The sequence below is a fragment of the Streptomyces sp. R44 genome, assembly GCF_041053105.1.
Taxonomy (GTDB): Bacteria; Actinomycetota; Actinomycetes; order Streptomycetales; family Streptomycetaceae; genus Streptomyces.
In genome coordinates, this window is sequence record NZ_CP163444.1 from 7,354,482 (window position 1) to 7,367,612 (window position 13,131).

Here is a 13,131-nt window from a genome sequence, read left to right on the forward strand (position 1 = left end):
GGACGACCCCGGGGGATCCGGATCCCCCGGGGTCGCGCGGGGCGGGCCTACAGCGCCGGGTAGGCGTTCTTCAGGAGCTCCTGGAACTGGGCCGAGAACCACTTGCCCGCGAGCGGGGCGTCCGGCAGCGCGCCCGACATGCTGTTCCCGTTGCGGACGTTGCCCGTGTACGTCGGGTCGCACATCCGGTCGAAGCCCTTGCCCTCGTCGTTCGGGACCTCCTTGGAGGCGCCGTCGGACTCGCCCGGGGGCTTCATCCAGACGTACGCGTCGATGCCCGCGGCCGGGGCCGCCTGGGGCCGTTCGCCGAGGCCCGCGCCGGACTGGTTGCACCAGTTGCCGGGGTTGAGGCGACGGTCGTAGCGGCCGCCGTTGACGTAGGTGTCGACGCTGGTCGTGGCGCCCGGGCCGGTGGGCCGGGCGGTGCCGCCCCAGCCGTTGCGGGAGGTGTCGATCAGCATGCCGAGGTGGGCGTCGAAGCCGAGCGAGACCAGCTTGGCGCGCATGGCCTGGGCGTACGACAGCTCGTCGGTGTACCGGTTCCAGTCCACCCACTTGGACTGGCGTACGGAGACGCCGTTCACGCTGTCGTCGATGGTGAAGTGGTCCTCCTTCAGGGCGCTGTAGTTGGCGGTGTTGACGATGAAGCCGTGCACGTTGGAGAGCGTCGAGCCCTCCGCCGTGGCGGCCTGCTTGAAGAGTTCGGCGGAGGGGCCGAAGTTGTCGTCCCAGCCCAGCCAGCCGTGGTGGCCGGCGTCGATGTAGTTGTAGACGTTGGCGATCGCGCCGAGCTTCTTGAGCGCGTAGCCGACGCCGGTGATGTAGTTGCCGTTGGCCTTCATGACGTCGCAGTCGGGGGTGGCCGTGGGACGCCCGGAGACGTTGGTGACCAGGTTGGGCAGCGAGTCGATCTCGACGGTGGTGACGATCCTCAGGCCCGCGTACTTGGAGTCGGCGAGGATCGCGGCGATCGGGTCGATGTACTCGGTCTTGTAGCGGCCGATCTCCGTCGGGCCGAGTTCGCCGTTGGAGGCGAGGGCGGCACAGTCGCGGCCGGGCAGGTTGTAGATGACCAGCTGGACGACGAGCTCGCCGGATCCCTTCTGCTTCAGGGCCTCGTCGAGGTGGGCGCGCAGGCCCATGGAGCCGCTCGAACCGTTGACCACGGCGATCCGGTCCAGCCAGATGCCGGTGGGCTGGTTCGAGACCTTGGTGCCGCCGGGCTCGGCCGCGGCGTGGGCCGACCATTCGGGGTTCACGTACACCTTGGCGCCGGCGTAGGGGTTGTCCGCCTTGGTGCCGGCGGGCGGGGTGGTGGGCGGCGTGGTCGGCGGGGTCGTCGGGGGAGTGGTGGGCGGGGTGGTCGGCGGGTCGGTGGGCTGCGTGGCGGTGTTGCAGGTGACGCCGTTCAGCTTGAAGCCGGCCGGTACGGCATTGGTGCCGCTGTAGGAGCCGTTGAAGCCGAAGGAGGTCGAACCACCGGTCGCGAGCGCGCCGTTGTAGGACATGCTCTTGGCGGTGACGGCGGACCCGGACTGGGTGATGGTGGCGTTCCAGCCCTGGGTGACCTGCTGGTTGCCGGCGTAGGTCCACTCCAGGGTCCACGAGGACGTCGGGTCGCCGGTGTTCGTGACGACGACGTTGGCGCCGAAGCCGGTGTTCCACTGGTTGGTGATGCTGTAGTCGACCTTGCAGCCCGGGGTGGCTGCGCCGGCGCTGGTGCCGAAGACCGTGGCGGTGGCTCCGGTCGCGGTGACGAGGCCGAGGGCCGCCAGGAGGGCGGTGCGGCTGGTGCGGCTCATGGGGTGGGGGTTCCTCTCAGGAGGTGAGGGCGCGCAGATGGTCGCGCAGTCCGATGCCGAAAGCGGTGGGAGTGCCGTCGTACGAAGTGATCAGCGCGGGACCGGAGCTGCAGTTCCAGGTGTTCCAGGTCCAGCCCAGGTACGAGAGGCCGCGGTCGTCGAACCACTTCATGACGCGGTCGACGAACGCGTGTCCGCAGGTGTTCTCGCCGATCTCGCCCGCGAGGAGCGGCACTTGGGCGGCAACCGGGGCGAGGGTGGTGTTCCAGCACGTCTCGTCGGAGCAGGTGTTGAAGTTGTAGACGTGCCAGGCGGCGGCCAGATTGCTCGCCGGGTCGGTGGGGCGGTACGTGAGCCACTGGCTCAGGTCGTTGGAGTACGCCAGGCCCGGGACGAGGACGAGGTTCTTCGCCCCCGTGGCGCGGACGGCGTCCACCAGGTCCTGCATGCCGGCGACCTCGTATCCGATGCCGGGGCAGCTGCCGCCGTCACGCCAGCAGGTCCAGGCCTGTGCCGCCGTGGAGGTCGCCCGGTCCGGATAGGGCTCGTTGAACAGGTCGAAGGCGACGCGCCTGTCGTTCTTGAAGGTGTTCGCGACCGAGGTCCAGAACGCCGGGGTGTACTGGGCGTCGGGCATCGGCTTCTGGCAGGTGGCGTGCACGTCGGAGCAGCCGGACGAGTTCCCGGTGTACTGGCCGTGGGTCCAGTGCAGTTCGACCACGGGGGTCAGGCCGTGGGCGAGCACCTTGGCCACCAGGTCCTTGACGGCGGCGACGTAATGCGCGCCCCGGTACTCGGGCTTGATGTGGTCGAGGCCGAGCCAGCACTCCTCGTTGAGGGGGATGCGGACGGTGTCGGCCTTCCAGTCGGCGATGGCCTGGACGGAGGCGTCGTCGACCGGTCCGTCGAAGAAGCCGTAGCCCTGGACGCACATGAACTCGCCGCCGGAGCGGTTGACGCCGAGGAGGCGACGGGTGGCGCCGTTCTGGTCGGTGAACCTGTTGCCGGAGACGGTCAGTTCGGGCGCGCCGGGGACGGGGGTCGGGGGTGTGGTCGGTGGGGTCGTCGGCGGCGGCGTGGTCGGGGGAGTGGTGGGCGGGGTCGTCGGGGTGGTCGGCGTGGGGGTCGGTGCCGGCCCGTCCGTGGTGCAGGGCGTGCCGTTGAGCGTGAATGCGGTGGGAGCCGTGTTGGCTCCCGTCCATGACGCGATGAAGCCGCCCGAGACCTTCGCGCCCGTGCCGAGCGTGCCGTTCCAGCTCTCGTTGACGACCGTGACGGACGCCCCGGTCTGGGACCACGTGCCGCCCCAGCCCTGACTGACCACCTGGCCGGCCGGGAAGCCGAAGCCGAGGCTCCAACTGGTCAGCGCGGCACTGTTGTTGGTGATGGTCACGGCACCCCGGTAGCCGCCGGCCCACTGGCCGGCGACCGAGTACTCCACCGTGCAGGCGGGTGCGGCCGATGCTCCGGCGGCCGTACCCACGACGGCGAGAGCGGTGCTCGCCATCGTGAGCGCCGCTCCTGCGAGCAGCGCGGAAAGACGTGGGGGATGTCGCATGAGCGAGTCCTCACAGCGAGGGCACACCCCTGACGGTGTGCCGACTGGATGGAATCGCTCCCACTGGGTCGGGCAGACCGTAGCGTCAACAGCCGCCAAGGAAAAGAGGAGTTGGGTAAATTCCCCGGCTTTTGACTTCGACTTCCTCACACACCTTGACGGCGTGGTGCCCCAACTGCACAGTGGGAGCGCTCCCACTGGTTCAAAGCTTGACTGTCGCACCTTCGAGCTCTTCGCATCCCCACCTCCCGAGCCGCGAGGAGAACCATCCGCATGTCACGCCTTCGACCGAGAATCGGCCCGAGCATCCGACCCGGCATCCGTCCGAGAACGAGCCCGCGCCTGCGGCTGACCGCCCTGGCCGCATCGCTCTCCCTGCCCCTCGGCCTCACCGCCGTCGGTGCCCCCGCGGCCCAGGCCGCCGCCGTCCAGTGCAGCGTCGACTACAAGGCCAACGACTGGGGTTCGGGCTTCACCGCCGAACTCACGCTCACCAACCGGGCCGCCGAGCCCCTGAACGGCTGGACGCTGACGTACTCCTACGCCGGCGACCAGAAGCTCACCAACGGCTGGAGCGGCGTCTGGTCGCAGTCCGGCAGGAACGTCACGGTGACCAACACCTCCTGGAACGGCACCCTCGCCGCGGGCGCCGCCCTCACCACCGGCGCCCAGTTCACCTACAGCGGGACCAACGCGGCCCCCACCGGCTTCGCCGTCAACGGCACCACCTGCGCCGGCGCCCATCAGCCCCCGGTCGCGGTCCTGACCAGCCCGGCCCCGGGAGCCGTCTACACCGAGGGCGACGCGGTGCCGCTCGCCGCCACCGCCGCCGCGGCCGACGGCGCCACGGTCGGCAAGGTGGAGTTCTACAGCGACACCACCCTGCTCGGCACCGACACCACCGCGCCCTTCAGCTACAGCGCGGCCGGTCTCGCCACCGGCGCCCACTCCCTCTACGCCAAGGCCTACGACAGCCTCGGCGCCTCCGCCGAGTCGGCCCCCGTCGGCATCACGGTCGCCGCAGGCCCCGCGCTCGTCGCCTCCCCGAGCCGACTCGGCGTACGGCAGGGCGGCACCGGCACCTTCGACCTGAAGCTCTCCACCGCGCCCACCACCAACGTCGCGGTGAGCGTCGCCCGCACCTCCGGCAACACCAACCTCACCGCGACCCCGGCGAGCCTCACCTTCACCCCGGCGAACTGGAACACCGCCCAGAAGGTGACCGTCGCCGCCGCGGCCACCGGCACCGGCTCCGCCGTCTTCACCGCGACCGCCCCCGGCCACGCCAAGGCCGAGGTCACCGTCGCCCAGCTGGCCGCGAACTCCACGTACGACGCGCGCTTCCTCGACCTCCACGGGAAGATCACCGACCCGGCCAACGGCTACTTCTCGCCCGAGGGCATCCCGTACCACTCCGTCGAGACCCTGATCGTCGAGGCCCCCGACCACGGGCACGAGACGACCTCGGAGGCGTACAGCTACCTCATCTGGCTCCAGGCCATGTACGGCAAGATCACCGGCGACTGGACCAAGTTCAACGGCGCCTGGGACACCATGGAGAAATTCATGATCCCCACCCACGCCGACCAGCCCACCACCTCCTCCTACAACGCCTCCAAGCCGGCCACGTACGCCCCCGAGTGGGACCTTCCCTCGCAGTACCCGGCGAAGCTCGACTCCGGAGTCACCTCCGGCTCCGACCCGATCGCCGGCGAGCTCAAGAGCGCCTACGGCACCGACGACATCTACGGCATGCACTGGATCCAGGACGTCGACAACGTCTACGGCTACGGCAACGAGCCCGGGAAGTGCTCCGCGGGACCGACGGCGACCGGCCCCTCGTACATCAACACCTTCCAGCGCGGCCCGCAGGAGTCCGTCTGGGAGACCGTCACCCACCCCACCTGCGACAACTTCTCCTTCGGCGGCAAGAACGGCTATCTGGACCTCTTCACCGGTGACTCCTCCTACGCCAAGCAGTGGAAGTTCACCGACGCCCCCGACGCCGACGCCCGCGCCGTCCAGGCCGCCTACTGGGCCGACCTGTGGGCCAAGGAGCAGGGCAAGGGCGCCCAGGTGTCCGCGACCGTCGGCAAGGCCGCCAAGATGGGTGACTACCTGCGGTACGCCATGTTCGACAAGTACTTCAAGAAGGTCGGCGGCTGCGTCGGACCGACCGCCTGCCCGGCCGGCACCGGCAAGGACAGCGCCCACTACCTGCTGTCCTGGTACTACGCCTGGGGCGGCGCCACCGACACCTCCGCCGGCTGGTCCTGGCGCATCGGCTCCAGCCACAACCACAGCGGCTACCAGAACCCCCTCGCCGCCTACGCCCTGAGCTCGTACGCCCCGCTCAAGCCCAAGTCGGCGACGGGCGCGGCGGACTGGGCGACCAGCCTCGGCCGGCAGCTGGAGTTCTACCGCTGGCTCCAGTCGGACGAGGGCGCCATCGCGGGCGGCGCCACCAACAGCTGGCAGGGGCGCTACGCCACCCCGCCGGCCGGTACCCCCACCTTCCACGGCATGTACTACGACGAGAAGCCCGTCTACCACGACCCGGCGTCGAACCAGTGGTTCGGCTTCCAGGCCTGGTCGATGGAGCGGGTCGCCGAGTACTACCAGCAGACCGGCGACGCCAAGGCGAAGACCGTCCTCGACAAGTGGGTCTCCTGGGCCCTGTCGAAGACCACGATCAACCCCGACGGCACCTACCGCGTCCCCTCCACCCTCCAGTGGTCCGGCGCGCCCGACACCTGGAACGCGGCGAGCCCCGGCGCCAACGCCGGACTCCACGTCACCGTCGCCGACTACACCGACGACGTCGGTGTCGCCGCCGCCTACGCCAAGACGCTCACCTACTACGCGGCCAGGTCCGGCCACGCCGAGGCCAAGCGCGTCGCCAAGGCCCTCCTCGACGGCATGTGGGACCACCACCGGGACCCGCTGGGCATCGCCGTCCCGGAGACCCGCGCCGACTACAACCGCTTCGACGACCCCGTGTACGTGCCGAGCGGCTGGACCGGCAGCATGCCGAACGGCGACGTGGTGAACTCCTCGTCGACCTTCGCCTCGATCCGTTCCTTCTACAAGAACGACCCGGCCTGGCCGAAGGTCGAGGCCTACCTGGCGGGCGGCGCCGCGCCCGTCTTCACCTACCACCGGTTCTGGGCCCAGGCGGACATCGCCCTGGCCATGGGCTCGTACGCGGAGCTCCTCGAATAGCAGCCCGCCCCGCGAGAGCGGGCTCCGCGTACGACGAGGCCGGGCGGCCCCCTTCTCGGGGGTCCGCCCGGCCCACGGCTGCCGGGAGTCCGCTCAGCTCGGGGTGCCGACCTCCTCCACGCCGAGGTACATCACCGAGGGGTGGACGGGGTTGAAGGCGATGGCGGAGACGCCGTCGAAGGCGTTGTGGGTCCTGGTGACCCGTGCCCGTGGCCGCGTCGAGGCGGAAGAGGTCGGTGCCGTAGCCCATGAAGTGCGTGCCGTACTCGAAGTGGAGGACGTTCGGGTCGGCGCTGGAGCTCGCTGTTGCGGGTGGCGAGGAGCGTGTCTGCCGTACCGAGTGCGACGAGACCGTGCGTGTAGCTGACGGGCTTGAGCGTGCCGGTGGTGCCGGCGACGGTCGCTCCGCCGTCGGCGGCCGTGATGACGGCGGTACCGGTTCGCTTCATGGGTTGCCTCCCTTCGGGGTGGGGCGCACAGGCGCTTGTTGTCGACCCGTTGACGGCTCGGGTCTCCGCTCCTACGTTCTCGTTCGGACATACGGCTATTGGTCGATATTTCGAACGCCCCCAGTGAGAGGCAATCGCATGTCACTTCCCGAGCCCGCCGCCCGTTTCGCCCTCGACCCCGACTTCACCGTCGGCCCCGTCGACCCCCGTCTCTTCGGCTCCTTCGTCGAGCACCTCGGGCGCTGCGTCTACACCGGCCTCCACGAGCCCGGCCACCCCGCCGCCGACGAGGACGGGCTGCGCACCGACGTCCTGGAACTCGTCCGCGAGCTCGGCGTCACCGCCGTCCGCTACCCCGGCGGCAACTTCGTCTCCGGACACCGCTGGGAGGACGGGGTCGGCCCGGTCGAACAGCGGCCGCGCCGGCTCGACGTCGCCTGGCGGTCCACCGAGACCAACCGCTTCGGCCTGGGCGAGTTCATGGCCTTCCTGCGGAAGCTCGGCCCGCTGGCCGAGCCGATGATGGCGCTCAACCTCGGCACCCGGGGCATCACCGAGGCCATGGACCTCGTCGAGTACGCCAACCACCCCGGCGGCACCGAACTCTCCGACCTGCGCATCGCCCACGGCGACAAGGACCCCTTCGGCATCCGCCTGTGGTGCCTCGGCAACGAGATGGACGGCACCTGGCAGACCGGCCACAGGACGGCGGAGGAGTACGGCCGGCTCGCCGCCCGGACCGCACGGGCCCTGCGCCGGATCGACCCCGGGCTCGAACTCGTCGCCTGCGGCAGCTCCGGGCGCGGCATGCCGACCTTCGCCGCCTGGGAGGCCACCGTCCTCGCGGAGACGTACGAGGTCGTCGACCACGTCTCGCTGCACGCCTACTACGAGGAGACCGACGGCGACCGCGACTCCTTCCTCGCCTCCGCCGTCGACATGGAGGCCTTCATCGAGGAGGTCGTCGCCACCTGCGACCACGTCGGCGCCCGGCTGAAGTCCCCCAGGAAGCTCACCCTCTCCTTCGACGAGTGGAACGTCTGGTACCAGCGCCGGCCCCATCCGCACCCGGTGGAGGACTGGCAGGAGGCACCGCGTCTCCTGGAGGACGTCTACACCGTCACCGACGCCGTCGTCCTCGGCAGCCTCCTGATCGCCCTGCTGCGTCACGCCGACCGCGTCGCGGTCGCCTGCCTCGCCCAACTGGTCAACGTGATCGCCCCGATCATGACCGAGCCCGGCGGTCCCGCCTGGCGCCAGACGACCTTCTTCCCCTTCGCCCAGGCGTCCCGGTACGGCCGGGGGACCGTGCTCGACGTGCGCGTGACCTCGCCGACGTACCCCACGGACCGCTTCGGGGACGTCCCGCTGCTGCACGCCACGGCCGTGCGCGGCGAGGACGGCGCGGTGACGGTCTTCGCCGTCAACCGCGGCCGGAACGCGCCCCTGCCGCTGGAGGTGGCCCTGCGCGGTCTCGATCTGAGCCGGGTCGTGGAGCACAGTGCGCTCGCCGACGCGGACCCGGAGGCCCGCAACACCCTCGACGCACCGGAGCGGGTCGCGCCGCACGCGGTGGAGGGCACGCGCGTCGAGGACGGGGTGCTGAGGGCCGTCCTGGAGCCGATGTCCTGGAACGTCGTACGGCTGGTCTGACGAGCGGAGGAGGGCGGAGCGGGGTGCGACGTGAGGGTTCGGCAATACCCGCGTCATACGAAACACCGCGGAAACTTCCGTGTACGCATCGCGAAATGCGCCGCCACGAGGCTCTCCCCCAACCCGTAGGAGGAGACCTTCGATGCCCCTCGCCGCCGCACCCCGGCTCGACACCGGCGACACCGCCTGGCTGCTCGTCGCCACCGCGCTCGTTCTGCTCATGACCCCCGGTCTTGCCCTGTTCTACGGGGGCATGGTCCGTACGAAGAGCGTCCTCAACATGCTGATGATGAGCTTCGTGTCCATCGCCCTCGTCACGGTCGTCTGGCTGGTCGCGGGTTACTCGCTCGCGTTCGACGACGACGCCTTCGCCGGTCTGATCGGCGGCCTCGGGCACCTCGGTCTGGCGGGCATCGGTCCGGACACCCTCACCGGCACGGTTCCCACGTTCCTCTTCACCACCTTCCAGCTGACGTTCGCGATCATCACGGCGGCGCTGATCAGCGGCGCGGTCGCGGATCGCACCCGATTCGCGGGCTGGCTCGTCCTCGTGCCGGTGTGGACGCTGCTCGTATACGTTCCCGTGGCGCACTGGGTGTGGGGTCCCGGCGGCTGGATCGCCCACTCGCTGGGCGCCCTCGACTTCGCGGGCGGACTCGTCGTCGAAATCGCGTCGGGCGCCTCCGGCCTCGCGCTGTGCCTGGTGATCGGCCCGCGCATCGGCTTCAAGAAGGAGGCGATGCGGCCGCACAACCTGCCGATGGTGCTGCTCGGCGCCGGGCTCCTCTGGTTCGGCTGGCTCGGCTTCAACGGCGGTTCGGCGCTCGGTGCGAACGGCCTGGCCGCCGCGTCCCTCCTCAACACGCTCGTCGCCGGGTGCACCGGCCTGCTCGGCTGGCTCTTCGTCGAGCAGCGGCGCGACGGCCACCCGACCACGTTCGGCGCGGCGTCCGGCGCGGTCGCGGGGCTCGTGGCGATCACTCCGGCGTGCGGGGTCGTCGCGATGCCGGGGGCGGCGGCGGTCGGTCTCGCCGCGGGCGTCGTCTGCTCGTACGCGGTCGCCTGGAAGTTCCGCTTCGGGTACGACGACTCGCTCGACGTCGTGGGCGTGCACTTCGCCGGTGGTGTCGTCGGCACGCTGCTCATCGGCCTGTTCGCGACGTCGGAGATGACCGGCGGCAAGGAGGGGCTGTTCCACGGCGGCGGGCTCGCCCAGCTCGGTCGGCAGGCCCTCGCGGTGGCGGTCGTGGCGGCGTACACCTTCCTCGTCACGTACGGGATCGGCAAGGTGCTCGACCGGGTGATGGGGCTTCGGGCCTCCGCCGAGGAGGAGGTGACGGGACTCGACCAGACGGTGCACGCGGAGACCGCCTACGATCACGGCGTGCTCGGCCACGGCGGCTCGCCGCTGCACGCCGCGTCCCCCGTCACCTCGCTCGTCAAGGACAGGAAGCCCTCCGCATGAAGCTGATCACCGCGATCGTCAAGCCGTTCCGTCTTGACGAGGTGAAGAACGCGCTCCAGGAACTCGGCGTCAACGGGCTCACGGTCACCGAGGCGAGCGGCTACGGGCGCCAGCGCGGCCACACCGAGGTGTACCGGGGCGCCGAGTACCGGGTGGACCTGGTCCCCAAGGTCCGGATCGAAGTCGTCGTCGAGGACGTCGACGCGGACCCGGTCGTCGACGCCCTCGTCCGCGCCGCCCACACGGGCAAGATCGGCGACGGCAAGGTGTGGGTGGTGCCGGTGGAGACGGTGGTGCGCGTGCGCACGGGACAGCGCGGCCCGGACGCGCTCTGACACAGGGGCCGCGCCGGGGGACCGTTCCCGGCGCGAGAGACCTCTCCGGGGTCCGGCCGGAGGGACCTCTCCGGGGCCGTCGCGACGCCGAATCGACGCGCAGACGCATATCCGTGCCGCCCGCACGGTATATACGCCCGCATATGCGCCGCTATCGCCCCCCCCGTGCCTCACCGACCTGGCCTCCTGGGGTGGTGCCGAGTCGAGGAGGACCCCATCGCAGGAACCCCACCGCAGCCCTCGGCGGACGCTCCGGGAAGCCAGCCTCAGGAAGCCGACCTGCTGCGGACCATGCTGCGGCGACCCGAATACCGCAAGGGTCTGGTGTTCTCCGGGCTGATCGGCATTCCGGTGGCGCTCGTCGCCTTCTGGTTCCTCGTGCTGCTGCACGAGCTGGAGCAGTTCATCTGGACGGACTGGCCCAGGGACCTGGGCTGGAAGCAGGCCCCCTGGTGGTGGGGGCTCGCCCTGCTGCCGGTCGCCGGCCTTCTCGTCGGTCTGGTGGTCGCACGCCTTCCCGGCCGGGGCGGGCACATTCCGGCCGGCGGGCTGCACGCGGGAGGCATCTCGAAGGGGGCGCTGCCCGGTGTCGTCCTCGCCGCGGTGGCCGGTCTTCCGCTGGGCGCCGTCCTGGGGCCCGAGGCGCCGTTGATCGCCCTCGGCGGAGGGCTGGCGCTGTTCTTCGCCGGCCTGGTCCGGGCACCGCAGACGCAGGCGAGCACGGCGCTGCTCGGCGCCGCGGGGGCGGCAGCGGCCATTTCCGCGCTCTTCGGGAACCCGGTGGTCGGCGCCGTGCTGCTCATGGAAGTGGCCGGGGTGGGCGGACCCCAGCTGTTCGCGGTGATCCTTCCGGCCCTGCTGTCCAGCGGCGTGGGAGCGCTGATCTTCACCGGGTTCGTCCACTGGACGGGACTGGAGACGGGAAGCCTCGACATCGGTCTGCCCGCGCCGCCACCGCTCGACGCGGCGGATGTGCTGTGGGTACTCGTGGTGGCGCCCGCTGTCGCGTTCGTCGTCCACTGGACCCTCGTGGGCGGCCGGTTCGCGGCACGCTTCGTGGTGAGCCGGATCGTACGGAACACCGTTCTCTGCGCGACGGGCGCGGCGGTCTGCATCACGCTCTACGCCGTCACCACCGGCCGCTCGCCCGCGGACGCGGCCCTGTCCGGCGAGGCCACGCTGTCCGACCTGGCACATGATCCCCACGCGTGGTCGGTGGGCGCCCTCGTCGCGGTGCTGGTCTTCAAGGGTCTCGCGTACACGCTGTGTCTGGGCAGCCTCCGCGGTGGCCCCGTCTTTCCCGCCCTGTTCCTGGGCGGGGCGACCGGAGTCCTGCTGGCCCCGCTGCCGGGCCTGGGTCTGGTGCCGGCGATGGCGGTCGGGATGGCCGCCTCGGTGACCGCGGCCCTGCGACTGCCCGTGAGCAGTGTGATCCTGGTCGTGCTCCTGCTGGGTAACGTCGAGACGGTGGCCCTGGTGGTGCTGGCCACCGTCCTGTCCTTCGTCGTCACCGAGCTCCTGCCGCAGGGCCCTCGCATCCCCGCCTTCGGCGAGCGGCCGGCCGGGCGGGGCAACCGTCCCTCGCCCCGGCGGCCCTGAGCCACCCGGGGCGAGGCCGGGCCCTGCGCCTGCGGGTCAGGAGGCGAGGATCTTGCTCTTCTGAGCCGCGAACTCCTCCTCGGTCAGCACGCCTTGCTCCTTCAGCTGCCCGAGTTCCTTGAGCTGAGCGATCTTGTCGCTCATGTCGTCGGCCGGCGCGGCGGGTGCCGGCGCGGCGGCCGGTGGCGGTGCGTACTGCTGGGGCGCCGGCTCCTCCTGCCGGGCCCATCGGCCCGCCTGGCGTCGCGAGACCCTGTTGGAGACGGCGGTCGCCGTCCCGGCCACTACCGCGGTGCGTGCCACACCTCGAAGAAGTCCTGGCATGTCGGTCCTCCTCGGCCGCATTCGGGTGGATCGGCCTTCTCGGCCGTCCGGTCGGTGTCAGGCGGCGGCGGTGCCGCCCGTCCCCTCCTCGGCCTCCAGCGAGGCCAGCAGGGCCTGTACGGGAATGCGCCCGCCGGCCACGAGCTGCGCGCCGCCGCGCCGCAGTTCCCGCGCCAAGGGGGCGGCCCAGAGGTTCTCGTAGATGAGGATGCCGGCGGAGTTGCCCGGTTCGAGGGCCGCCCCCGCCTCGTCCAGGTCGTCCTGTCCGAGGAGCCCCGACGAGGAGCCCTCGAACACGGCCAGGTCCAACTCACCGTCGGCGTCGAAGTCCCGAAGTTCCATGCCGACGACACTGCCGTCGGCGTCCTTCCGGACGAACACGAGATCGAGAATGCGGACGATGCCTCTGTCCACCAGGTCGAGGAGCATCGGCAGCCCCTTGCCCGTCATGCGATTGCCGGGAAACTCGATGACCAGAAAGTCCACCGGTCCCATGTCCTCGAATTCGTCGCTCATGACCACTCCACACGCGGTTGGTGAGCACCTGACCGAACGCGCCCCCGTCCGTGTCGCATCTCCGCGGACGCGACCGGGGGCAGTCCCGATCCCATTCGAGCATCCGCCGGAGCGCTTCGCACCTCCACGGGACGCCCGTCCCCCGGGGTGTGGGCGAGCGCGCCCCCGGACACCGGAGTCTTCGCGGTCCGTCTGGACAGCTCAGCGA

Annotated in this window: 9 protein-coding genes; 5 read left to right on the plus strand and 4 right to left on the minus strand. The window is 70.9% G+C overall.

Going from position 1 to position 13,131, the window contains the following annotated elements; genetic code table 11:
- Positions 1 to 47 precede the first annotated feature (47 nt).
- Complete coding sequence (locus AB5J54_RS34210; protein WP_369147802.1) at positions 48 to 1,802, minus strand: glycoside hydrolase family 6 protein; 1,755 nt, start codon at positions 1,800 to 1,802, stop codon at positions 48 to 50.
- Positions 1,803 to 1,818: 16 nt separating this feature from the next.
- Positions 1,819 to 3,309 carry a cellulase family glycosylhydrolase gene (locus AB5J54_RS34215; RefSeq protein ID WP_369147803.1) on the minus strand — a complete coding sequence of 497 codons (1,491 nt, stop codon included), beginning with the start codon at positions 3,307 to 3,309 and terminating at the stop codon, positions 1,819 to 1,821.
- Positions 3,310 to 3,717: 408 nt separating this feature from the next.
- Here AB5J54_RS34215 and AB5J54_RS34220 point away from each other — a divergent pair, with 408 nt between their 5' ends.
- The 5 genes from AB5J54_RS34220 (at position 3,718) to AB5J54_RS34240 (ending at position 12,083) form a co-directional block, all read left to right on the plus strand.
- Entirely contained in the window at positions 3,718 to 6,582 is a 2,865-nt protein-coding gene (locus tag AB5J54_RS34220) for a glycoside hydrolase family 48 protein (RefSeq protein ID WP_369149549.1), read from the plus strand.
- A 587-nt stretch (positions 6,583 to 7,169) separates the two neighbouring features.
- Complete coding sequence (locus AB5J54_RS34225) at positions 7,170 to 8,684, plus strand: alpha-N-arabinofuranosidase (protein ID WP_369147804.1); 1,515 nt, start codon at positions 7,170 to 7,172, stop codon at positions 8,682 to 8,684.
- Positions 8,685 to 8,826: 142 nt separating this feature from the next.
- On the plus strand, positions 8,827 to 10,149 hold the full coding sequence (locus AB5J54_RS34230) for an ammonium transporter (protein ID WP_369147805.1): 1,323 nt from the start codon (positions 8,827 to 8,829) through the stop codon (positions 10,147 to 10,149).
- Entirely contained in the window at positions 10,146 to 10,484 is a 339-nt protein-coding gene (locus tag AB5J54_RS34235; RefSeq protein WP_369147806.1) for a P-II family nitrogen regulator, read from the plus strand. The genes AB5J54_RS34230 and AB5J54_RS34235 overlap by 4 nt, the downstream gene beginning before the upstream one ends.
- A 291-nt stretch (positions 10,485 to 10,775) precedes the next feature.
- Entirely contained in the window at positions 10,776 to 12,083 is a 1,308-nt protein-coding gene (locus AB5J54_RS34240) for a chloride channel protein (RefSeq protein ID WP_369147807.1), read from the plus strand.
- Between the two features lie 36 nt (positions 12,084 to 12,119).
- Here AB5J54_RS34240 and AB5J54_RS34245 read toward each other — a convergent pair whose 3' ends face one another.
- Together AB5J54_RS34245 and AB5J54_RS34250 are read right to left on the minus strand one after the other, a co-directional pair.
- A complete protein-coding gene (locus AB5J54_RS34245) occupies positions 12,120 to 12,407 on the minus strand; it encodes an SHOCT domain-containing protein (protein ID WP_369147808.1) in 288 nt (95 codons plus the stop codon).
- Between the two features lie 57 nt (positions 12,408 to 12,464).
- Positions 12,465 to 12,923 (minus strand): DUF6325 family protein, encoded by a 459-nt coding sequence (locus AB5J54_RS34250; RefSeq protein ID WP_369147809.1) that lies wholly within the window; start codon positions 12,921 to 12,923, stop codon positions 12,465 to 12,467.
- Positions 12,924 to 13,131 lie beyond the last annotated feature (208 nt).

What these genes read in the sequence shown, in the direction of transcription:
- AB5J54_RS34250 (WP_369147809.1), bottom strand. Translation starts at nt 12,923, where the DNA reads ATGAGCGACGAATTCGAGGACATGGGACCGGTGGACTTTCTGGTCATC.
- AB5J54_RS34210 (WP_369147802.1), bottom strand. Translation starts at nt 1,802, where the DNA reads ATGAGCCGCACCAGCCGCACCGCCCTCCTGGCGGCCCTCGGCCTCGTC.
- AB5J54_RS34225 (WP_369147804.1), top strand. Translation starts at nt 7,170, where the DNA reads ATGTCACTTCCCGAGCCCGCCGCCCGTTTCGCCCTCGACCCCGACTTC.
- AB5J54_RS34230 (WP_369147805.1), top strand. Translation starts at nt 8,827, where the DNA reads ATGCCCCTCGCCGCCGCACCCCGGCTCGACACCGGCGACACCGCCTGG.
- AB5J54_RS34215 (WP_369147803.1), bottom strand. Translation starts at nt 3,309, where the DNA reads ATGGCGAGCACCGCTCTCGCCGTCGTGGGTACGGCCGCCGGAGCATCG.
- AB5J54_RS34235 (WP_369147806.1), top strand. Translation starts at nt 10,146, where the DNA reads ATGAAGCTGATCACCGCGATCGTCAAGCCGTTCCGTCTTGACGAGGTG.
- AB5J54_RS34240 (WP_369147807.1), top strand. Translation starts at nt 10,776, where the DNA reads ATGCTGCGGCGACCCGAATACCGCAAGGGTCTGGTGTTCTCCGGGCTG.
- AB5J54_RS34245 (WP_369147808.1), bottom strand. Translation starts at nt 12,407, where the DNA reads ATGCCAGGACTTCTTCGAGGTGTGGCACGCACCGCGGTAGTGGCCGGG.